Raw genomic sequence first — 21,298 nt, 5'->3', positions numbered from 1 at the left:
CTGATCGACCAGTCCAAGACCCGTCTTGAGCGCCTGGGCTTCTTCAAGGAAGTCAACGTCGAGACCCCGCAGGTGCCTGGCACCGACGACCAGGTCGACGTCAACTACAGCGTCGAAGAGCAGGCCTCCGGCTCGATCACCGCCAGCGTCGGTTTCGCCCAGAGCGCCGGCCTGATCCTGGGGGGTTCGATCAGCCAGAGCAACTTTCTCGGTACCGGTAACAAGGTGTCCATCGGCCTGACCCGTTCGGAATACCAGACCAAGTACAACTTCGGCTTCGTCGACCCCTACTTCACCGCCGACGGCGTGAGCCTGGGCTACAACCTGTTCTACAACAGCACCGACTACAGCGATTACTACGACGATGGGGTTTCGTATTATGCAATCAACAGCTACGGCGCCGGGGTCAGCTTCGGCTACCCGATCAACGAAACCTCGCGCCTGACCTACGGCCTGACCCTGCAGCACGACGACATTTCGCCCGGCACCTACAGCGCTGACGAGATCTACGATTTCATCTCCCGCGAAGGCAAAAGCTTCAACAACCTCAAGGCGTCGATCGGTTGGTCGGAATCTACCCTCAACAAAGGCGTGCTAGCCACCCGGGGCCACTCGCAGAGCCTGACGCTGATGGCTACCACCCCTGGCAGCGACCTGTCGTTCTACAAGCTCGACTACAACGGCCAGGCTTTCCTGCCGGTCACCAGCAACACCACGCTGCGCCTGCACACCAACCTGGGCTACGGCAACGGCTATGGCTCCACCGACGGCTTGCCGTTCTATGAAAGCTACAACGCCGGTGGGCAGGGGTCGGTACGCGGGTTCAAGGACGGCACCCTCGGCCCGCGCAGCACACCGGCTACCGGGGCCTATTCCAGCGCTGGGCAGGCTTACTATTCCGACCGCGACACCGATGTGCTGGGGGGGAATATCCTGATTACCGGCGGTGCCGAGTACCTGTTCCCGCTGCCCTTCGTGAAGGACCAGAGCCAGCTGCGCAGCTCGGTGTTTGTCGATGCCGGCAACGTATATGCCGACACCTGCTACCTGTCCACCACCCAAGGCTGCGGCAGCGTCGACCTGGCGCAGATGGCTGTGTCGCTGGGGGTTGGCGTGACCTGGTACAGCCCGATGGGGCCGCTGAGTTTCAGCCTGGCGGCGCCATTGAAAAAGCCGGATAACGCCGAAACCCAGGTGTTCCAGTTCTCGTTGGGCCAGACCTTCTGAGGCTGCTCTTGAAATGAACCGCGCAGCACGGGGGTTGAGCATTACCCGCTTTTACCCCCGCTTTACCCAAGTTGACAATCACCTTGCCTAAGCTGGCCAGCACTCGAACCCCGCCCAGCAGGACACCCTCATGCCTCCGTTCACACCCTGTTTCCCTACATCACTGCGCGAAAATGAAATACCCGTCGCCCTGCTCGATCTGGTGCAGCAACGCCTGACCACCCTGCTTGGCCCACGCTTCACGGTGGTACTGGGCGGTAGCGGCAACGGCGATGGTGTCAGTCATTACCACCTGGCAATCCAGCACAACCAGAGCGGGGTTTCCCTGGAGGATTACGGTGACGTCGGTGCCGGTTTCGTCGAGCACCTGCTGCGCATGGGCACCCAGGTGCGGGACATGCTCGACTCAACCACCTTCAGCCGTATGGGCAGCGACGACCCTGGCCGACCATTGGTATGGCTCCGCGAGCTGGTCAGCCCCGGGGAAACCATTACAATGCGCGGCCCAACCTGAAATATGTTTTCCCCATGAAATCACTGCTTTACGCCGTAACCTTATTATTTTCCTTTACCCTCCCTGCCTTGGCCAACCCGCCGACCACCTTCACCGAAGCCAAGGTGGTGGCCAAGCAGAAGGTCTACCTGGACCAGGCCAGCAGTGCCATGGGCGACCTGTACTGCGGTTGCAAATGGACCTGGGTGGGCAAGTCTGGCGGGCGCATCGATGCCGCCTCGTGTGGTTACCAGACGCGCAAGCAGCAGAACCGTGCCGAACGCACCGAGTGGGAACACATCGTGCCCGCCCACACCTTCGGCAACCAGCGCCAGTGCTGGAAGAACGGCGGCCGTGAGCACTGCGTGGACAACGACCCGGTGTTCCGCGCCATGGAGGCCGACCTGTTCAACCTTTACCCGGCCGTGGGTGAGGTCAACGGTGACCGCAGCAACTTCAACTACGGCATGGTCACTGGCAATGCCGGCGAATACGGCCAATGCACCACCAAGGTCGATTTCGTCCAGCGCACCGCCGAACCGCGTGACGAAGTCAAAGGCCTGGTGGCCCGCACCACGTTCTACATGTTCGACCGCTACAAGCTGAACATGTCGCGCCAACAGCAACAGCTGCTGATGGCCTGGGACAAGCAACACCCGGTGTCGGCCTGGGAGAAAGAACGCGACCGGCGCATTGCCGCGATCATGGGCCATGCCAACCCGTTCGTAAGCGGCGAACGCAAGTGGACCGCCGGCTACAAGCCGGTTGGCAGCGGCGTGGTAGAGGCGGTGCCGGTAAACGCGGCCAAGCCAGAGGCCAAACCAAGCCTGGCCAGCGCCGGTTCGGTCGGCGCCGTGCTTGGCAACCGCAACAGCCACGTCTATCACCTGTCAGTCGGCTGCCCGGGCTACAACCAGGTTGCAGCGAAGAACCAGGTTACCTTCGCAAACGAAGGTGAAGCACAGGCAGCGGGGTATCGCAAGGCAGGCAACTGCCGCTGACCGTTTCAAAGGCTGCGCGGCCCCTGCGGGAACGGGGGCGCGTCAGCCGTTGACCAGGTTTACCGGCCGCTCACCGGCCAGCGCGCTGAGCAGGTTGTCCACCGCGCAACGCGCCATGGCCTGGCGGGTGTCCTCGGTCGCCGAGCCGATGTGCGGGGTCGCTACCACGTTATCGAGCTGCAACAGCGGCGAGTCGCTCGGCAGCGGCTCGTGCACGAACACGTCCAGCCCCGCACCGCGGATGCGCCTGGCCCGCAGCGCTTCGATCAGCGCCTGCTCATCCACCACACGCCCGCGTGAGATGTTCACCAGGATTGCCTCAGACTTCATCAACGCGAGTTCCCGTGCGCCTATCAGGCCTTCGGTGCTGGCGCTCAACGGCACCGTCAGGCAAACGAAGTCTGCCTGCTGCAACAGCTCATCCAGGCTGCACTGGCATGCGGCATAGCGTGCTTCCACCTCGGGCTTGGCACGCTGGCTGTGATACAGCACGCGCATGCCAAAGCCAGCGGCCGCGCGCCGGGCCAGGGCCTCGCCGATGCGGCCCATGCCGACGATGCCTAGCGTCTTGCCGTGCACATCACTGCCAAAATGCGCCGGCCCCAAGTTGGCCTGCCAGCGGCCGTCACGCACCCAGTTCGCCAGCTCCACCACCCGCCTGGCGGTAGCCAGGATCAAGGCAAAGCCTGTGTCGGCCGTGGTTTCTGTCAACACGTCGGGCGTGTTGGTCAGCATCACACCACGCCTGCTGAGTTCAGCAATGTCGTAGTTGTCCACGCCTACCGAAACGCTCGACACCACTTCGAGTTGCGGGGCAAGGTCGAGCAGGCTGGCATCCAGGCGCAGGCTGGCCCCCAGCAACCCGTGCGCCCCCGGTAACGCATCGCGCAGGCGGGCCAGGCCATCGGGCTGGGTAGTATCCACCCAGGTCACCTCGACGCGATCTTGCAGGCGTGCCATCAAGTCGTCTGACAGGCGTTTATACAGGACGATTCGCTTCTTCATTGCAGGTTTCCTAATGGTTCATGGCCAGACGCGAGCTATCGCGCTTTGCTCGGCCAGAGGTCTGGGAAGTATTGAGCGCAGCGGTAAGCGCCACTGCAGTCAGCAGCGCACCGCACATGAACAGGTAAGAGGCGCCGGGCCCGCCCGTAGCCCCATTGAGGTAGCCCACCAGCCACGAACCGCCAAACGAGCCCAGCGCCCCCATGCTGTTGATCAGCGCCATGGCGCCGCCTGCGACGTTGGCCGGCAGGATCTCGGGCACGATCGCGAAGAATGGGCCATAGGGTGCGTACATACAGGCACCAGCAACCACCAGCAATGCATACGACAGCCAGAAATGCTCGCTGCCCAAGGCGTAAGAACCATAGAACGCCAACGCGGCAATCAGCAGCGGCGGCCAGACGAAGCGCTTGCGCTTTTGCAGGCGGTCGGACGCCCAGGACACGCCCACCATCGCCAGCACCGCCGCCAGGTAGGGCACCGAGGCCAGCCAGCCGGCCTGCACGATATCAACGTTCGCCGCCTGCTTGAGAATCGACGGCAGCCAGAGCACGAAGCCATACACGCCGATGCTCCAGCAGAAGTACTGCAGCGCCAGGATGATCACTTGCGGCGAGCGGAACGCTTCGCGGTAGTTCTTTACAGGCTTGATACCCTGCTGCTCGGCAGCCAGCGCCTGCGCCAGAGCGGCCTTTTCCTGCTCGCTCAGCCAAGCCACCTGGGCCGGGCGGTCATCTACCAGGCGCCACCAGAAGAATGCCCAGATCACGGCGGGCAGGCCTTCGATGATGAACATCCAGCGCCAGTCGTAATGCTTGATCAGGTAACCGGACACCACCGACATCCACAGAATGGTCACCGGGTTGCCCAGCATCAGGAAGGTGTTGGCGCGCGAACGCTCGGCCCGGGTGAACCAATGGCACAGGTACACCAGCATGGCCGGCATGACCGCAGCCTCCACCACCCCGAGCAGGAAGCGGATGCCGATCAGCATGTAGACGTTGCTGACCATGCCGGTAAGCGTGGCAAGGCCGCCCCACAGAATCAGGCAGACGAAGATGAGCTTCTTCACGCTGCGCTTTTCAGCGTAGATGGCGCCGGGCACCTGGAAGAAGAAGTAACCGAGAAAGAACAGCGCACCCAACAACGAAGACAGCACCGGGGTGATGTGCAGGTCTTCGGCCATGCCGGAGGCGGCGGCGAAGCCGTAGTTGGCGCGGTCCAGGTACGCCAGGCTGTAGGTGACGAACACAATCGGGATGATGTACCACCAGCGGCGAGGTGCCAGGCTTTGGCTTTGCATGGTTTGTTTCTCCTGAGCTTGTTGTTTTTGTTGCAACAGGTGATTCGGGGTCGGCTCATGCGCTTCTGCGCAGGTCGTAGGCCTCCAGTTCATGACGCAGCGGCAGCCCTTCCATGTCGCCCCGCGACTGCACGGCACGGCTGCCGCACCAGTTGCCGCGCGCTACCGCCTCGGCTACCGGACGGCCCTCCAGTAGCGCGCTGAGCACACCGACGGCAAAGGCATCACCTGCACCGACGGTGTCCACCACGCGGCTGACTGGCACGGGGGCTACCTGCCCTTCGCCCTTGGCGCTGCGGAAGTAGGCGCCAGCGTCGCCCAGCTTGATCACCACCAATTCCACCCCTTGGTCCAGGTAGAACGCGGCGATATCGGCCGGCGTGTGCTGACCGGTCAGCAACCGCCCCTCCTCCAACCCCGGTAAAACCCAGTCGGCCTTGGCCGCCAGGGCATTGATTTCTCGCACCATGCTGCTTTGATCGGGCCACAGCGAGGGGCGCAGGTTGGGGTCGAACGATATGCTGCGCCCGGCTGCGCGCATTGCGTCCAGCAGCGCGTGGGACAGCGCCCGCGAGCTGTCCGACAGCGCCAGCGGAATACCGGTAGCGTGCACGTGGCGAGCCTGCAGCCAAACGGGGCTCACCATCGCAGGTGACAGCCTGCTGGCCGCCGAACCGCGGCGAAAGTACTCCACTGCCGGGTCACTGCCATCATCGCTGCGGGCCTTGAGCTGAAAACCCGTCGGGTAGATGGCATCCACCTCGACACCGGAACAGTCCAGGCCTTCGCAGCGCAAGCTGTCGAGCACGAAACGGCCCAACGAATCGTCACCTACCCGGCTCAGCCAGCGCACCTTGAAACCCAGCCGCGCCAGGCCGATCGCCACATTGCTGTCGGCGCCGGCGATGCGTTTGCCGAACTGGCCGACACCGGCCAGATCGCCGGCTTGCTCGGCGACGAACATGGCCATGGTTTCGCCGAAACACAGCACGTCATGTTCATGCATGGTCCAGCTCCTGCGCAGCGCCCAGTGCAGAAAGGTGACGCACCTGGGCCCGGGTCAGCGCCAGCAGGTCTTCGCCAACCAGGGGGTACTCGACGGCGCGCACCACGCCCGGCGCGAACTCGGCCATCAGCGCTGCCCACGCTTGCAGGTCCGCTGCTTGCGGCGGTATGGCAACCAGACGGCCATCGGCCCGGCGCTGCACAGCCTTGCAATGCACATAGCGCACCCAACGGCCTAGCTGTCTTGCAGCTTGCGGCGCAGGCTCGCCCTGCCACTGCCAGTTACCGATATCGAACGTCATGCCCACGCGCAGCCCAAGCGGGTCGACACGCTGGAAAAACTGCAGCATCGGTTCGATCCTGCCACCTTGTGCGGTCTGATCGTTTTCCACCAGCAACAGAGGCCCATGCGCAGGCAACAGCGACGCCAGGGCCGTCACATCGCAGTGCTCATCGAAGTGTCCCAAGGAAACCTTCAGCGCCACCGCGCCAAGCGCCCGGGCAATTTCCAGCTTCTGCACCAGCAGCGGGTCGGGCACGCCTTGCGCGGTCCACAGTTCAAGGGGGGTGGAGTACAGGCATTCCAGGCGCAGCGCGGCAATGACCCTGCCCAGCGCAGCTGCGTCCGGTGCACTGGTGAACAATTCTTCGCGCAATTCGACGCGACTGACGCCAGCGGCTGCCAGCAGGTCCAGAAACTGCTCCTGGCCACGTTGGCGCACAACATCAGCGCCGTAGCTGGAGAGACTGATGGAAACGGGGTTCGCTTGCATTGTTCTTGTCCTTATGAAACCGGTTTCATTTTTGATCAACAGCAGGCACAAGCCTGCCGTTTTCTTACTGGGGTTGGGTTGAACCGCGGATGATCAGGTTGGCCTTGAAGTCGATGCGCCGGGCTGCGCCGCTGTCGCCGCGCAAGCGACCGAGCAGGCTTTCGAATGCCGCCACACCGATACGCTCGGTGGGCTGGGCCAGCGCGGTGATGCCTTTGCCGACCAAGGGGTACCAGTCGAGGTCGTCGAGGGCGATCAGCCCGACATCGGCAACCAGGTTGCGCCCGGCCTCGAGCAGCGCCCGGGTCACCGCCAAGGTGGCAACGCCGTTGAAGGTGAAGATGGCTTGCGGACCATGACCACTGTGGGCAAGAAACGAAGCCAATTGGCCCGGCAGCCCGGCGCCGATTTCGAGTACCTGCTGACGCATGCCTGGCCGACGGCTGATCGACGCGCCGAATGCCTGCACCCGCTCCAGGCGTGAACTGGTGCCATCGAGGGGTTCGCTGACCGCCAGGATGTCGCGGTAGCCCTGGGCCTGCAGGTGGTCCAGGGCCTGCTCGACTGCGTCAGCATTGTCCAGGCCGACAAGGTCCACATTCAGCTCGGGCAATTGGCGGTCGACCAGCACCATGGGGATGTCGCGCTGCAGGTTGAGCAGTTCGCCGGGGTGGTGACCGAGCGTGTTCACGATCAACCCTTCGACGTTGTAGCTCTGCAGGGCCACCAGGTGGTGACGCTCCTGCTCGTCGTCGCGATTGGTGTTGCACACCACCAGGCTGTAACCATGCTGACGGCAGGCGGTTTCCACGCCGTGCATCACGGCCACTGAATAGGGGTTGAGGATATCGGCCACCAGCATGCCGATCAGTCGCGTCTGGCCGCGCTTGAGGCCGCGAGCCATCTGGTTGGGGCGATAGCCGAGGCGTTCGATGACCTCTTCCAGCCGCTTGGCCGTGGCTTCGGCCAGCAATTGGCGGTCGCCACCGATGTAACGGGAGACGGTGGCTTTGGAAACGCCAGCAACACGCGCCACTTCGCTGATGGTGACCCGTTCGCGGGTATGGGCAGGCGCGTCGGTCATGGGTTTTCCTTATGATTGTTTTAATAGTGATGAAACCGGTTTCAATACAGCAAAAATGCGCGGATTCGTCAACAGGCCGTTGGTCGGACACGAAGACAGGGAATGTTAAATCGCATTAAGAATATTGCATAGATCATTGATATTAATAGATTTAGATCTACGGGATCGGGGTTAGGGATGGCACAGGCTTCGCCCGTGTTCGCGGGTAAATCCGCTCCTACGGGCGAGGGCGCAGAAAAACACGTCAGCGAAGCGACTTCACATCACCGGCGGTGACGGCACTGCCCTGGTTCCCCCAGCTGCTGCGAATGAAATTCACCACCTCGGCAACCTCCTGGTCACTCAGACGCCAGCCGAAAGCCGGCATGGTGAAGTTCGACGGCGCAGTGTGCGTTGCCGGTACCGTGCCACCGGCGAGCACCACATGGATCAACGACGTGGCATCCGCAGTCTGCACCACCGGGTTGCCGGCCAAAGCCGGGAACACGCGGGTGTAGCCCTGCCCGTCGGTGCGGTGGCAGGCCGCGCAGTTGTCGATGTACACCGCCGCCCCAGGCTTGCTGTCGTCACCCTTCCATAGCGCATCCGCGACCTGCTTGTCGTAAACATGCGGCTGGTCATTCGGATTACTCGGCGGCAGGGTTTTCAGGTAGCGGGCGATAGCGGTCAGGTCGGCATCACTCATGTGCTGCATGCTGTGCTCGACCACATCGCTCATGCCGCCGAACACGGCGCTGCGATCACTGCGCCCAGTCTTGAGAAACTGCACCAACTGCGCTTCGCTCCAGCTGCCCAGGCCGTCTTTGTGATCACCACGCAGGTTCTTGGCAATCCAGCCTTCCAGCGGTGCGCTGCCGGCCAGAAACTGCTCGCCATCGGCCGCGCTCAGGGCCTTCTCCTGCATGGTCAGCGCCCGCGGCGTATGACAAGCGCCACAATGCCCAAGGCCCTCGACCAGGTACGCACCGCGGTTCACCACAGGGTCAGCTGTCGCCGATGCCTGCCAGGGCTTGGCCTCTGGTGCGAACAGGCCGCGCCAGATTGCCAGTGGCCAGCGCATGCTCAGCGGCCAGGGAATGTCAGAGGCCTTGTTCGCCTGCTCGACAGGCTCCACGCCCTTCATGAAATAGGCGTACAGCGCCTGCATGTCCTGCTCGCTGACCCGCGCATACGACGGGTATGGCATGGCCGGATAGAGCGTACTGCCATCTTTGCCAATCCCCCTGCGCACGGCCTGGTCGAAGTCTTCGAAGCTGTACTGGCCAATGCCACTGGCCGCCGGGGTGATGTTGGTGGAGTACACCGTGCCAATCGGCGTTTCCATCGGCAACCCACCGGCAAAGGGCTTGCCGTCTTTGGCGGTATGGCAGGCCACGCAGTCACCGGCGCGGGCCAGGTACTCGCCCAGGCGTACCTGTGCATCGTCATTCGCTACGGCCTGTGCAGCCGCGCCGGCACCCAGCACCAGGGTGGCGATCAACAGTGTCTTCATGCTCATCGCTCCTCAAGCCTGGACCAACGGACCGGGGTTTTTCAGGTACTGCTCACGGATGGCGCGGGCCGACCAGTAGGTGAGCGCAGCCACCAGCCCGGTCGGGTTGTAACCCAGCCCCTGCGGGAACGCCGAAGCGCCCGGAACGAACACGTTGTGTACGTCCCAGCTTTGCAGGTAGCGGTTCAGTGCACTGGTCTTGGGGTCGGTGCCCATGATCGCCCCGCCGTTCAGGTGGGTGGTCTGGTAACTGGCGGTGTTGAAGTGGTCCTTGACCTGCTTGCCCAGCACGGCAATGGCCTTGGGGTTCATCGCTTGGGCGATCTTGCTCAGCTTGTCGACCATGAACTGGTTCATTTTGATGTCGTTTTCCTGCCAGTCGAACGTCATGCGCAGCAGCGGCTGACCGTAGGCATCGCGGTAGGTGGGGTCCAGGTCCAGGTAATTGCCACGGTAGGACTGATGGGCGCCGTGGGCGTCCATCGACACCTGGTGGGTGTAGTAGTCGGCCGTGGCTTTCTTCCAGGCACTGCCCCAGGCCGGCGTCCCCGGCGGGTTGGAGGTACCGGCAATCGGCCGGCTACCGGCCTGGTTCACCCACATTGGCGAACCGCCGACGAAGCCGTGCGGGCCATGGTCGAAGTTGTCGGCGTTGAAATCGTCGATGGCAATGCCATTGCCACCCGCGCCGATGAAGTTGTTGGTGTAGGTGTCCTTGTCGAAGAACGCCTTGACTGTCCCCATGTTCTGATAGGCGAAGTTACGCCCGACCACACCTTCGTTCTTCACCGGATCGTAAGGTTTTCCAATGCCGGAAAGCAGCATCAGACGCACGTTGTTGAACTGGAAAGCCGCCAGAATCACCAGCTCTGCCGGTTGCTCCACCTCGCGCCCCTGGGCATCGATGTAGGTCACGCCGGTGGCCTTGCGCTTGCGGTCGTCCAGGTTCACCCGCAGCACATGGGCATTGGGCCGCAACTCGAAGTTGGGCACCTGGCGCAGCGCCGGCAGGATATTCACGTTGGGCGAGGCCTTGGAGTACATGTAACACACGTAGCCGCTGCAGAAACCGCAGAAGTTGCACGGCCCCATCTGCGCCCCGTAGGGGTTGGTGTATGGCCCGGAGGTGTTGGCCGACGGCAGGTTGTAGGGTTTGTAGCCAAGGCGGGTGGCAGCCTTTTCGAACAGCCTTGCCGATACAACGTTCTTCTGCGCGGGCAGCGGGAACGGGTTGGAACGGTCCGGCGCATAGGGGTTGCCGCCCTTCCCTTCACCGACCACCTGGCCTTTGACGGTCCAGGCCTGGCCCGAAGTGCCAAAGACCTTTTCGGCAAAGTCGAAATAGGGCTCCAGCTCTTCGTAACTGACACCGAAGTCCTGGATGGTCATGCCTTCGGGAATGAACGTGCGCCCGTAGCGCTCTTCATAGTGGCTGCGCAGGCGCAACTCGACGGGGTCGACCCGGAAGTGCACACCCGACCAGTGCAGGCCCGCGCCCCCCACGCCCTTGCCCGGCAGGAATGCGCCCAGCTGGCGATTGGGCAATGCCACATCATTCACGCTATGGCGGACAGTGACGGTTTCTTTCGATACATCGACGAACAGCTTCTTGCGCACGCTGTAGGTCAGCTCATCGATCACCTGCGGGTAGCTGCCTTCGGGGTAGGTATCCTGCATCGGCCCCCGCTCCAGGGCTACCACGTGCAGCCCGGCCTCGGTCAGCTCTTTGGCCATGATCGCACCGGCCCAGCCGAAGCCGACGATCACCGCATCCACTTTGTTCAACACAGTCGCCATGCCTCAGGCCCTCTCACCACGGATCGATACAGCCGGGAACGGGTAAGGCTCATTGCGCTCGACCCAGTCCATGAAGTCGGCGCGGGCGCCGGGGAAGCCGATCTGGGTCCAGCCGACCATGCCTTTGTTGCCGCCATGAATCGGGTCGCAGAAGAACCCTTCGCGCGTGTTTTGCACCAGCAGGCTGAAGAACACCTTGGCCGGAACGGTTTCGAAAACCAGTTCTCCTGCCTCCAACTTGCTGAGAATGCGGTCCCGGGTAGCGCTATCTTGCGCAGCAAAAACCTGTCCGCCATTGGCCTTGCACCAGCCGTCCACGGCAGCGATGCCCAGGCGGTAGATTTGTTGCGGGCTGAGCTGCAGCTGGTAGCCCAGCTCGGGCGGGGCGTCGGCGTTGAAGGGCCCTTGCATGTACCACTGTGCGCCAGTCGCGTAGGGGGTGTTCATTTGCCGGTCGATAAATTCGGCGGCGCCAGCTTCCAGTGCCCCTGGGCCAAGCTCATCGGCCGGGATGATGCGCGACACGGCGGCTTGTACAAAAGCCCATTCTTCGGCGCTGAAGAATGTCGGTTGATAATTGCCCGCAGGCGGCGTGGCCGGCACTTTCGGTTGCTGATGCGGTTGCGGGGCCGCAAGCAGCTGGCTGGCGCCCACGCCAAGCCCTGTACTGGCCACTGTAACGACAGGGATCAGGGTCAAGGTCTTGCGCAGAAAATCCCTGCGCGGGTTGTCTGGGGCATGCTCAGGCATTGCGAATCCTCATCGGCTGTGGGGGTGGCCTTGATAAGCGCCATCTGATTTTCAATAAAGAGGTGATCTTGATAGGCCATCAAGAAGACAGCCGAATAATCTAGCGCGTTCAGACAGGTTTTGAAACCGGTTTCATTTTTACCCTCTCATCCGGCTTGACCTCCACCGCACGCCCATCAGCGCAAGGCTTTTTTCACACCCGCCTCACCCTCTGCCGACATTCCACTGCCTACAGTGCCGACGCTCTCGCATGGAGCAGACTGACTGGAGTGGCAAAGATGCTGCACGACGTGATCGACGACGCCCCCGTTTCACGGCTTGCGCCGATATACCAATGGCCTTGGGGCACGGCGCAATGGGGGGTGTTGTGCCTGCTGCTCTTGTTCGGCGTAGCGCAAGCCTGGGCGCAGCAGCGCGCGGCCATCCCCAACCTGGGCAATCCCCATCACCTGCAGCACAGTGGGCTGTATACCGATTGGGCGAAAGGCTCGGTGATTGTCGTATTGCGCCATGCCGAACGCTGCGACCGCTCTAGTGAGGCGTGCCTGAATGACCCCAGCGGCATCACCGTCGCGGGCAGGCAGGCGGCCACCGATGTAGGCCTCGGGTTGCAACACCTTGGCCTGGGCGCAGTTGATGTCTGGACCAGCCCAGAGGTGCGAACCCGGCAGACCGCACAAGCCATGTTCGGTAAAACCATTGCCACACAAGACTGGCTTAATCAGTGTGACGGCCACTTTGCCGAAAATGCCTTTGCCCTCAAGCGAAAAGGCCACAACCTCGTGCTGGTCAGCCACAGCGGCTGCATGGAACAACTGGAGCAGGCACTCAAAGCGCCTTCTAGCGCAACAGCGAACAGCTATGCCAGCGCCCTGTTCATCACGCGTGGCAACGATGGCAAGACGAAGGTGCTGGGCCAAATGGCGGCCAGTGAATGGCACACTCTCATTGATGCCAAGGAACTCTGAACATGCCCTCCCGCGCCACCTTCTACCGCAACAACCTGCTGCTGCCGCTATTGCTGGCCGCCATTGTGTTCATGGCCTTCGACCTCACAGACTTCGATCGCTGGATCAGCAACCTGCTGCTTGACCCGGCCACTGGCCAGTTCCCGCTGCTGCACAACCCGTTATTCGAGAAAGTCACTCACAAATGGCCACGCATCCTGCCGGACTGGACCGGTGAACTGGCCGTCATAGGCAGCTTGCTGTCGTTCATCTGGCCGCGCTTGGCCAACCGCCCCCAATTGGGCCTTGCCCAAGCGCTGGAAAAGGTCCGTATTGCATCAGTGCTGCGCTTTACCACCCAACACCGACGCGACCTGTTGTTCGTGGTGGTAGCGTTCGCGCTGAGCACCACCGTGATTCACTACCTGAAAAGCCATACCAGCGTGTATTGCCCTGTGGAAACCACGCTGTATGGCGGTTCGCAGCCCCGGGTCGAATGGTTCGAAAACTTCTCTTTATGGAGCAAACCCGGCGATGGCCGTTGCTGGCCGGGTGGCCATGCATCCAGCGGGTTTACGCTGTTGGCGCTGTACTTCGTGGCCCTGCGCCATCGGTGGGCACATGCTCGCAAGTTGTTGGTGGCCATTCTGCTGATCGGGTTCGTGTACGGCACTACCCGAGTATTACAGGGCTGGCACTATATGTCTCATACGTTCTGGGCCGGGATCTTTGTCTGGCTTACAACCTGGGCAACAGCATTGCTCTTCTATGGACGCATCGCGCTGCAGGCGACTGAACTCAGCCCAGTCCTATCTGATGCTGCGCCGCAGCACTTGCAGACGTGGTCACAACAGTCATGAGAAAAATCAGCCCTCTATAAAACATCACTCATTTTTTGACAGAAATAATTAGACAACAACTTCCAAAGAAACTTCCTACAATGCTTTAGGAAGTTTCAATCTCCCACAAAAATTGATTCCTAGTTACTCTTCAGGCTTTCGCAACTGCTAATGCCCGACCGCATGGACGCGGGGGGCCACCGCGAGTGTTTGAGCTGCCAAGAGACGAGGATCAAGGATGCCCAAAGAGTCCGACCGCACTGGCAAACCAGTGCCCACCCCCCAAAAGCCAATCCTGCTCGAAGACCTAAACGAAACCCCACCGCCTCCTGACGGCGCGGGTCCTGAATACGCAACCGATCTACCCGGCTACCCGGCCGATCCAGACTTTCAGCTACGCGGCGGCTACGACAACCTCATGCTCGACGCGGCAAGCCAGCTGTTCGGCCTGGTCATTCGCCTACGCACGCTGGATGACCTGCCCAACATCCAGTTCGTGCACAAGACCGTGCAAACACAGGTCAGTACTATTCGCGAAGAAATGCGACAGCACGGCTATTGCGCGGTCCATCAGGAAGTCTATTCCTACGCCCTGTGCCTGCACCTGGACGAGGCCGTGATGACCCGCCCCTGGGGCCAGAACTCGTGCTGGAGCCACGAACCGCTGCTGAGCATCTTCCACGACGAAACCCAGGGCGGCGAAAAGATCTTCGTGCTGCTCGAGCGCATCATGCAATCGCCAAAGGAATTCCAGGATGTGCTGGAGTTCCTGTACTTCTGCTTTTGCCTGGGCCTGCAAGGCAAATACGCCCTTGACCCCAAGGGCGATGAAATCCTCAGCGCGCTGATCAGCCGGATGCACAAGGTCATTCGCCAACTGCGTGGCCCCACGCCGCAAACAGTGAGCGACCCCTATAGCAACGTCGTCCATTGCCCCCACCGTATGCGCCGCTGGAAGTGGCCCTGGTGGACCCCGCTGGTCATTTCGGTCATCGCCATGGTCTGCGCCTACAGCTACTACAGCTACCGCCTCGACCTGCTAACCGCCGAAGTTCTCGAATCGCTCAACGCCATTCTGCAGCAGTAACGGGGGACGCCACATGCCCAGCCAATCCGATCTGCGCTTCACTTTCCAGCCGCTGGTTGGCCGAAGCGAGTTTGAGGTGGTGTCGTTCGAACTGGACGAAGCCATCAGCTCACCGTTCCGGCTGCAGCTGGAGCTGGTCAGCTTCGAAGACGATGTCGACTTCGGCCAGCTCCTCGACAAACCGGTGCTGTTCACCCTCTGGCAGGGTGAGCGCCCGTTGCGCTACGTGCACGGCCTGATCAGCACCTTCAGCCAAGGGGAAACAGGCTTCCATCGCACCCGTTACCGCGCACTGGTCGAGCCCATGCTGGCCCGCGCCGGGCTGCGCTCGAACTGGCGCATCTTCCAGCAGAAAACCGTGCCGCAGATTCTCGAGATCATGCTCAAACGCCAGGGCGTGAATGCCTACGAGCTGAAGTGTCTCGACCCGCATCAGGTGCGCGAATTTTGCGTGCAGGCCGGTGAAACAGACCTCGACTTCATGGCCCGCCTGGCCGCCGAGGAAGGCATTGTCTACCGCTTCGAACACACGCCGAAACAGCACTTGCTGGTCATCACTGACCGGCTGCTGGCGCTGGGGCAGATCAGCCGGGGCGCCATCAAGACCCATGATGAGGATGAAGGGTTTCACAATGACGACGTGGGCCCCGATCAGGTGCTGTACCGATCCGTTGGAGGCGGCGATCAGGCCAGGCCTTGCCTGCGGCGCTTGCGTTACAGCGAACAGGTGCGAACAGCGCGGCAGGTGCAACGGGACTACACCTTCACTCACCCACAATACCGTCAGGAACACCAGGCGTACGACAATAGCAACACCCATCAATCGCTGAACTATGAGCGCTTCGACTACCCCGGCCGATACAAGCGTGATGCGGTCGGGGTTCCGTTCACTGCCACCCGCCTCACGGCCCTGCGCCATGATGCACGCATTGCCGAAGTGGAAGGCGACGATGTGCGCCTGCAACCGGGGCTGAGCTTCACCCTCATCGAGCACCCGCGTGAAGACCTCAACGTGCACTGGCGCACGGTCAGCGTGCATCACGAAGGCACCCAGTTCACCAGCCTGCAGGAAGAGGCCGCCGGCTCGCAGCAAGGCACCCGCTACAAACAGGACGCATTGCTGGTTCCCGGCAGGGCCGAATGGCGCCCGCCCCCCCTGCCCAAGCCACGCATTGACGGCCCGCACATGGCGACGGTGGTCGGGCCCAAGGGCGAGGAAATCTATTGCGACCAATGGGGCCGCGTGAAAGTGAGCTTTCCTTGGGACCGGGAAAGCGAAAACAACGAGTTCAGCTCCTGCTGGGTGCGCGTGTCGCAAGGTTGGGCGGGGGGCAGCTGGGGTTCGATGGCCATCCCGCGCATCGGCCAGGATGTGATCATCCAGTACGTCAACGCCGACCCGGACCAGCCGATGATCACCGGGCGCACCTATTGCGGTAACCAGTTGCCGCCCTATGACCTGCCCGAGCACAAGACGCGCATGACCATCAAGAGCCAGACCCATAAAGGCGAAGGCTTCAACGAGCTGCGCTTCGAGGATGAACTGGGTCGGCAGGAGGTGTTCATTCATGCCGAGCGGGACCAGAACAACATCGTCAAGCACGACGAAACCACACGCGTGGGTAACGACCGTACCGAACGCGTCGAACGAGACGAAACGATTTCGATCGGTCAGGACCGTCGCGAAGACATCGCCCGTGACGGATCTGTTGGCATCGGCCAGAACCGGGTACACGAAATCGGCAACGACGACAGCCTGAGCATCGGCCGCAACCACAGGATCACCACAGGCAAGGATCGAATCGAACAGGTAGGGAACCACCGGCAGGACATCACCAAGGCAAACCACACAGTAGAAATCGGCGGCCACCTCGAACAGGTCGTTGCCGGTCACAGCACGTTGCAAACGGGCGAAGCCATCCGGCACACCACCAAGGTTTATGACATCCAGGTCAGCGAAAGCCTGACGATCCGCAGCCCCGCGGGGCTTCTGAGAGTCGACGGCGCCGGTATCACGCTGGACGGCCTGGCGCTGGCCTTCAAAGGGCCTGTCAGCCAGCAGGCTACGGCTAGCAATCGCGTCACTTCAACGTCTGGCGTACCGGCGCCGGGCGAACCCATTTGCCTCAGCTGCCTGCTCAAAGCGATCGCCGACGGCCACACCATCATTCGCATGGAAGGAGCAAGCTGATGCCCAGCCCATTTGTCAGAGCAATGGTCGATGTGCTGCGGGCATCCGATCACTATCGCCTCAGCGCCATCGTGGAAATGGCCAACTTGACACCCAAGGTGCAGGAACAACTGACCGGGCACTACACGGGCCGCTGCTGGCCACTGCTGCAGCAAGCCCAGTTCAGCAACCTGCGGACAGCAGGCCCTTGGTTGTTCGGTTCGCGCCTCGGTTCCGATGTCTCGGCCCAGTACGACTTCCAATGGCAACTTGAACAAGGTGCTGCTGGCGCCGTGTGCGGCTGGATAGTCAGCGCGCTTCCCGCTGCCCGGCTCGCCGGACACCTGAGCCACGCCAACATCGTCACGGGCACGGACGGCCACTCGTACCTGTTGCGCTTCCACACCGCCGCGGCTCTGCTAGTGCTGGACAGGCACCGTGAGCTGCCTGGGGTTAGCGAATGGCTGGCCCCCATCCATCACTGGTGGGCACCCGTGGCACACCCGAGCAAGCGGTTGTGGATGCAGATATCCGGCGGTAATCAGCCTCAATCCACGCACTGTCCGCCAATCACGTTGAACGAAGCGTGTTGGGCCGAACTGGCGGGTGACCCGCTGAGCTATCAACTTGCCGAGTTGCTCAAGAACGAGCGGTCCTGCCCGACCTTGCACGCTGCCTGCCACGGCACACGGGTTGGCTTGATTCAGCACTATCTGGATCAGGCGCGCGCGCAAGGCCTGGGGCGTGAAGAAGACCTTATCAGCTATGTGCTGATGCTGGCTCGCGGTGGCGAACAGCTCAGTAGCTCGCCAGCCTGGCAGGAGGCGATTGCCGCCACGCGCGAGCAGCAGACATCCCTGATGGACAACGTGCAGCGCTGCCTGCGCACCAAGGACTGAGGCACAACACAACCATGGACTCACTCAGCGAAACCCTCGAACTGTGCAGGCGCATCACCTCCGGCTACCGCCCGGCCCTGCGCAACAGCCCCGTCGCCGACTGCACCCGCCGCTTCGAACTGCTGCCCCTGCGCTACGCCGCCGTCGGCGGCAACCCGGCACAACGTGCCCGCCTGCCCAAATTGCCAGGCTATCTCAGCCCGTTCCAGGAGGTCGGCGAGCTGACCCACTCCAGCTACGCCATCCGCCCTTTGCGCGAGGGCTTTCTCTACCTGCTGATCAAGCGCCATAGCGCACCGGCCTACGAATGGCACAGCCAATACCGCGTGGCGCCCAATGGCTCGCTGCTGTACATCAGCAGCGACGCCCCCTGGGCGCCTGCCCCCAGCGCCGGCAATCTGGATGAGATCCTTCGCGGTTTCGGCTGGACCATCACCCTCTACGACCTGGATGACATCCAGGAGCTGCGCCCATTGTTCAGCCCTTCCCCGCTGACCCCGCGCATGCTCGACAACTACCGCCTGCTCGACGAGGAATACCGCAGCAGCCTGCCCACGATTGATATCGCCCGCTTCATCCAGCCTTCCGACGCCCCGCCACAGCCCCACGTCCTCAAGCATGACCAACTGAACTGGGTGGCCGACTTCAAGGCCCAAAACGATGCAGACCTGCAGGCACTGCTGGACCTGCAGCCGTTCAACAACGACCAGATCGTCTCGCCGCACGCATCACGCCAAGCGCTGGCACCGCTGGTGAACCACAGCAAACCCCGTGGCGCCGCCATCGTCATCGAAGACGCCATCGGGATCACCCAGGAGCTCAACGCCTGGCGCAACGCCGCTGTCGAGGATGTGAAGACCCAGTGGCTGGCGCGCACCGTGGAACCCGGGGTGGACAACGAACGCAAGCTGCTGGTCGCGCAGTCGTTCCTGGAAATCGAAAAACTCTACCCGCAGATGATGGCCGAGCAGATCGTCAAGCGCGAAGTCATGGCCGAAAAAGTCCGCAACCAGCCCCACCTGCATCCCGAGATCTACTTGTTCTCCGAACGGGCCAATCAACAGGCCGATGCCCATGATGAACGCATGAAGCCCCACCTGGCGCAGTTCGAGCGCGAGGTCCGCAGCAAAGTCCAGGCCCGCCAGGATGCCGGCGAGTTCCGCAAGCGGTTCGACCAGAAATACGGCCACCTGGTCGACCGCCAGGCCATGCACGATCAGCTCGACGGTTTCGAGCAGGCCATGCAACACGCCCAGCAAGCCGCCGAAGACCGCGCCAAGGACCATACCCGCTGGGTGGTCAGCGAACGCTTGTTGCAGGCGCTGGACCGCTACGACAACGCCGACCTCATCAACGGCCTGGCCTTTGCCGAACAGACCGGCCAGTGCGTGATCGGCATGGAGTTGAGTGAAGGGGGTACAAAGGTGCTGGACCACTGGTGGCGCAGCGACGTAGCAGACCGGGGCAACCTGGCAATACGCGGCATCACCTACAACCAGGAGGACCTGCGGGAAGAACTGGCGGCGCTGCTGGAAGCCGCCAAGGCCGAACCGTCGTCAGCGTCATCCTTCGCCCTGCCGGAAGCACTTGCCCGGCAAGCCCATGCCGCTGCCAATGCCTTTGGGCGCATCAACACCCTGTACGAACAGATGCAGGCACAGAGCAGCACGGCCAGCATCGGCCTGTATGCCTGGTACGTCGCGCTGGGGCGGCAAGTGCTGCGCACCGCGACCCCCAACAGCATGGACCGCGCGTTGCACCAGGGTTTGCGGCTGACCTTGTTCGCTTCGGTGCATGAAACGGCTGTCGATATTCGCCTGAGTGAAGCTGCACGTAGCGGGCAGCCCATTAACCCACAACGCAGTGCAGGCCAGGTATCAAGGTACCTCGACCAGGCCTGGGCTGAAGGGTTGATGCAGGCCCGGAACAGTGACTTCTACAAAGTGCGTGTCTCCGGGCTGGTGTGCCTGCTGGAAGGGATGCTGATGGCCTTCAAAGCGCGCGAACTGCCTGACAGTGATGCGCGGGTGAAGACCGAACTCCTGGCGGCCGCGATGACTACGGCTGCGGCGGGCTTTGAAATTGGAGCCAGCTATGTGGACCAGGTGGTCGCGCGGTACGGCGCTAACCGTGTGACTGGGAAAGGGGCCGCAGCAACATTGGGGAGGTTGAAGCTGTGGGGCGCTAGCCTGGCGGGGATCGGGGGCGGAATGCTGGCATGGTGGGATTTTACTGACTGGCTTCAACATCTCCGAAGCGATCCAACCACGAAGCAGGGCAAGAGGAAATCGAGAATTTTGGCTACTGCTTACGCGCTCCGAGGAGTAGCTACCATAACGTTATCATTGGGTGAACTTGGAACCGCCATCGCCATCGCCAAGCCTTTATTCGATCACCTTGCAAACTCCAGCGCTAACAAAATAGTAAGACTTCTTAGTCAATCAATGTCAAGACTCGCAAAAAGACTGGGTACGCAGGCAGCGAGGCTACTGCTCGCTCGTTTAGTTCTCGGCGCGTTCTGGATAGGGCTCGTTTTGACGATGATCATTTACATCTTTGAAGATGACGCTTTGGAAAAGTGGTGCAAGCGCAGCAGCTTCCGCGTTGGGAAAAACTCGGAGCCTTACGATGAGCAAGAAGAATTGATGGCGCTACATGCCGCATTCAGCGAGGTTCTGTAATGTATTTGATTGAATGGGGATTCTGGCAAATGGCCACCGAGTCAGAGACCGAACGAAAAGCGTACGAAGCAGAGTTAACACCTGCTGAGAAGCGCGCCACCCAGGAATTTTACGAAGGGGACTTGGAAGAGGACATACACTTCCAAACTGTTAGCGAAAAACCCCACACACGCGGACCGATTTTCGCTTTCAACGAAACATTTATTGAAATGCGATGTGGTGGCTCAGAGGAAAAGCGCGGACTCATAACAATTGCAACACTAGGTGGAATTATGCCCATTATAGGTGTTACGATAATTTCCACATTATATTTTCTCTGGGAGGACATAACAGACCGTGAGGCTCGATCACTTCTGATGGTGGCACTGACATTCATGATGGCACTCGTATCAGGTGCTACGATATTTTTTTACACAAAGTATGGATTACACTTGACCCGATTGGAGATGCTGACCAGTCGGCATCTGCTCATTCGCTTCAACCGAGTAACCCAACAAGTTCACCTACATCGACCGAAATACTGCGGCGGCATCGTCACTTTCCCGTGGAATGCAACCGGGAGCACTGGCTTATATCCAGAAGATGACTCACTCAGCATGGGCATGCGACTAGGCCTGGTCTGGCACCCCAGCCGCACCGGCCTGCCCCACATGGAAATGGCCCTGCTGGGCAAACAAGGCCAAGGCGGCAGCGAACTGCGTGATGAGTGGGAATTCATCCGCCGTTACATGGAAGAAGGCCCACA

At 61.5% G+C, this 21,298-nt stretch carries 17 protein-coding genes and 1 pseudogene; 10 read left to right on the top strand and 8 right to left on the bottom strand.

The features are described 5' to 3' along the window. The 3 genes from bamA to AC3WLP_RS25855 form a co-directional block, all read left to right on the top strand. A partial coding sequence (gene bamA / locus AC3WLP_RS25865) for an outer membrane protein assembly factor BamA (RefSeq protein WP_103340312.1) occupies window positions 1-1,227 on the top strand: 1,227 nt, incomplete at its 5' end. Between the two features lie 130 nt (window positions 1,228-1,357). Next, the gene (locus AC3WLP_RS25860; RefSeq protein WP_012052219.1) at window positions 1,358-1,741 is read left to right on the top strand and encodes a hypothetical protein; all 384 of its coding nucleotides are present in this window, start codon (window positions 1,358-1,360) and stop codon (window positions 1,739-1,741) included. 14 nt (window positions 1,742-1,755) lie between these two features. Next, complete coding sequence (locus tag AC3WLP_RS25855; protein ID WP_088513132.1) at window positions 1,756-2,721, top strand: endonuclease; 966 nt, start codon at window positions 1,756-1,758, stop codon at window positions 2,719-2,721. 42 nt (window positions 2,722-2,763) lie between these two features. Here the strand turns inward: AC3WLP_RS25855 and AC3WLP_RS25850 are convergent, their stop codons facing one another. The 8 genes from AC3WLP_RS25850 to AC3WLP_RS25815 all read right to left on the bottom strand — a co-directional run bounded on the left by AC3WLP_RS25850 (window position 2,764) and on the right by AC3WLP_RS25815 (window position 11,930). Further along, window positions 2,764-3,726 (bottom strand): 2-hydroxyacid dehydrogenase, encoded by a 963-nt coding sequence (locus tag AC3WLP_RS25850; RefSeq protein WP_088513131.1) that lies wholly within the window; start codon window positions 3,724-3,726, stop codon window positions 2,764-2,766. Between the two features lie 10 nt (window positions 3,727-3,736). After that, window positions 3,737-5,029 carry an MFS transporter gene (locus AC3WLP_RS25845; protein WP_010954250.1) on the bottom strand — a complete coding sequence of 431 codons (1,293 nt, stop codon included), beginning with the start codon at window positions 5,027-5,029 and terminating at the stop codon, window positions 3,737-3,739. A gap of 55 nt (window positions 5,030-5,084) precedes the next feature. Then, the gene (locus AC3WLP_RS25840; protein ID WP_088513130.1) at window positions 5,085-6,035 is read right to left on the bottom strand and encodes a sugar kinase; all 951 of its coding nucleotides are present in this window, start codon (window positions 6,033-6,035) and stop codon (window positions 5,085-5,087) included. Continuing rightward, the gene (locus tag AC3WLP_RS25835; RefSeq protein WP_088513129.1) at window positions 6,028-6,807 is read right to left on the bottom strand and encodes a sugar phosphate isomerase/epimerase family protein; all 780 of its coding nucleotides are present in this window, start codon (window positions 6,805-6,807) and stop codon (window positions 6,028-6,030) included. Before AC3WLP_RS25835 ends, AC3WLP_RS25840 begins: the two co-directional genes overlap by 8 nt. A gap of 64 nt (window positions 6,808-6,871) precedes the next feature. After that, complete coding sequence (gene ptxS, locus AC3WLP_RS25830; RefSeq protein WP_012052214.1) at window positions 6,872-7,891, bottom strand: transcriptional regulator PtxS; 1,020 nt, start codon at window positions 7,889-7,891, stop codon at window positions 6,872-6,874. Between the two features lie 244 nt (window positions 7,892-8,135). Continuing rightward, entirely contained in the window at window positions 8,136-9,383 is a 1,248-nt protein-coding gene (locus AC3WLP_RS25825) for a cytochrome c (RefSeq protein WP_004574128.1), read from the bottom strand. A gap of 12 nt (window positions 9,384-9,395) precedes the next feature. Further along, on the bottom strand, window positions 9,396-11,180 hold the full coding sequence (locus AC3WLP_RS25820; RefSeq protein WP_004374955.1) for a GMC family oxidoreductase: 1,785 nt from the start codon (window positions 11,178-11,180) through the stop codon (window positions 9,396-9,398). A 3-nt stretch (window positions 11,181-11,183) separates the two neighbouring features. After that, on the bottom strand, window positions 11,184-11,930 hold the full coding sequence (locus AC3WLP_RS25815) for a gluconate 2-dehydrogenase subunit 3 family protein (protein WP_004374959.1): 747 nt from the start codon (window positions 11,928-11,930) through the stop codon (window positions 11,184-11,186). Window positions 11,931-12,208: 278 nt separating this feature from the next. On the opposite strand from AC3WLP_RS25815, the gene pmrG reads away from it, so the two are divergent. The 7 genes and pseudogenes from pmrG to AC3WLP_RS25780 form a co-directional block, all read left to right on the top strand. Beyond that, the gene (gene pmrG / locus AC3WLP_RS25810; protein ID WP_088513128.1) at window positions 12,209-12,898 is read left to right on the top strand and encodes a lipopolysaccharide core heptose(II)-phosphate phosphatase PmrG; all 690 of its coding nucleotides are present in this window, start codon (window positions 12,209-12,211) and stop codon (window positions 12,896-12,898) included. A gap of 2 nt (window positions 12,899-12,900) precedes the next feature. After that, window positions 12,901-13,737, top strand: a complete 837-nt coding sequence (locus AC3WLP_RS25805; RefSeq protein ID WP_088513127.1) for a phosphatase PAP2 family protein — start codon at window positions 12,901-12,903, stop codon at window positions 13,735-13,737. A gap of 217 nt (window positions 13,738-13,954) precedes the next feature. Further along, entirely contained in the window at window positions 13,955-14,803 is an 849-nt protein-coding gene (gene icmH, locus AC3WLP_RS25800; protein WP_088513126.1) for a type IVB secretion system protein IcmH/DotU, read from the top strand. Between the two features lie 13 nt (window positions 14,804-14,816). After that, entirely contained in the window at window positions 14,817-16,994 is a 2,178-nt protein-coding gene (locus tag AC3WLP_RS25795; RefSeq protein WP_088513125.1) for a type VI secretion system Vgr family protein, read from the top strand. Next, the gene (locus AC3WLP_RS25790; protein WP_012052209.1) at window positions 16,994-17,872 is read left to right on the top strand and encodes a DUF4123 domain-containing protein; all 879 of its coding nucleotides are present in this window, start codon (window positions 16,994-16,996) and stop codon (window positions 17,870-17,872) included. Before AC3WLP_RS25795 ends, AC3WLP_RS25790 begins: the two co-directional genes overlap by 1 nt. Before the next feature lie 14 nt (window positions 17,873-17,886). Continuing rightward, window positions 17,887-20,553, top strand: a complete 2,667-nt coding sequence (locus AC3WLP_RS25785; protein WP_492576354.1) for a T6SS effector BTH_I2691 family protein — start codon at window positions 17,887-17,889, stop codon at window positions 20,551-20,553. Then, window positions 20,553-21,298, top strand: a pseudogene (locus AC3WLP_RS25780) (DUF6708 domain-containing protein); the annotation flags it as partial. The gene AC3WLP_RS25785 and the pseudogene AC3WLP_RS25780, both read left to right, overlap by 1 nt.

The organism is Pseudomonas sp. FW305-E2, assembly GCF_058782925.1.
This window is presented reverse-complemented; position numbering and strand designations above follow the sequence as displayed.

Excerpts from the sequence above, each read along its gene's own strand:
- AC3WLP_RS25840 (WP_088513130.1), bottom strand. The coding sequence starts at position 6,035 with ATGCATGAACATGACGTGCTGTGTTTCGGCGAAACCATGGCCATGTTC.
- AC3WLP_RS25785 (WP_492576354.1), top strand. The coding sequence starts at position 17,887 with ATGGACTCACTCAGCGAAACCCTCGAACTGTGCAGGCGCATCACCTCC.
- pmrG (WP_088513128.1), top strand. The coding sequence starts at position 12,209 with ATGCTGCACGACGTGATCGACGACGCCCCCGTTTCACGGCTTGCGCCG.
- AC3WLP_RS25815 (WP_004374959.1), bottom strand. The coding sequence starts at position 11,930 with ATGCCTGAGCATGCCCCAGACAACCCGCGCAGGGATTTTCTGCGCAAG.
- AC3WLP_RS25790 (WP_012052209.1), top strand. The coding sequence starts at position 16,994 with ATGCCCAGCCCATTTGTCAGAGCAATGGTCGATGTGCTGCGGGCATCC.
- AC3WLP_RS25820 (WP_004374955.1), bottom strand. The coding sequence starts at position 11,180 with ATGGCGACTGTGTTGAACAAAGTGGATGCGGTGATCGTCGGCTTCGGC.
- AC3WLP_RS25795 (WP_088513125.1), top strand. The coding sequence starts at position 14,817 with ATGCCCAGCCAATCCGATCTGCGCTTCACTTTCCAGCCGCTGGTTGGC.
- AC3WLP_RS25825 (WP_004574128.1), bottom strand. The coding sequence starts at position 9,383 with ATGAAGACACTGTTGATCGCCACCCTGGTGCTGGGTGCCGGCGCGGCT.
- AC3WLP_RS25805 (WP_088513127.1), top strand. The coding sequence starts at position 12,901 with ATGCCCTCCCGCGCCACCTTCTACCGCAACAACCTGCTGCTGCCGCTA.
- icmH (WP_088513126.1), top strand. The coding sequence starts at position 13,955 with ATGCCCAAAGAGTCCGACCGCACTGGCAAACCAGTGCCCACCCCCCAA.
- AC3WLP_RS25860 (WP_012052219.1), top strand. The coding sequence starts at position 1,358 with ATGCCTCCGTTCACACCCTGTTTCCCTACATCACTGCGCGAAAATGAA.
- AC3WLP_RS25845 (WP_010954250.1), bottom strand. The coding sequence starts at position 5,029 with ATGCAAAGCCAAAGCCTGGCACCTCGCCGCTGGTGGTACATCATCCCG.
- ptxS (WP_012052214.1), bottom strand. The coding sequence starts at position 7,891 with ATGACCGACGCGCCTGCCCATACCCGCGAACGGGTCACCATCAGCGAA.
- AC3WLP_RS25835 (WP_088513129.1), bottom strand. The coding sequence starts at position 6,807 with ATGCAAGCGAACCCCGTTTCCATCAGTCTCTCCAGCTACGGCGCTGAT.
- AC3WLP_RS25855 (WP_088513132.1), top strand. The coding sequence starts at position 1,756 with ATGAAATCACTGCTTTACGCCGTAACCTTATTATTTTCCTTTACCCTC.
- AC3WLP_RS25850 (WP_088513131.1), bottom strand. The coding sequence starts at position 3,726 with ATGAAGAAGCGAATCGTCCTGTATAAACGCCTGTCAGACGACTTGATG.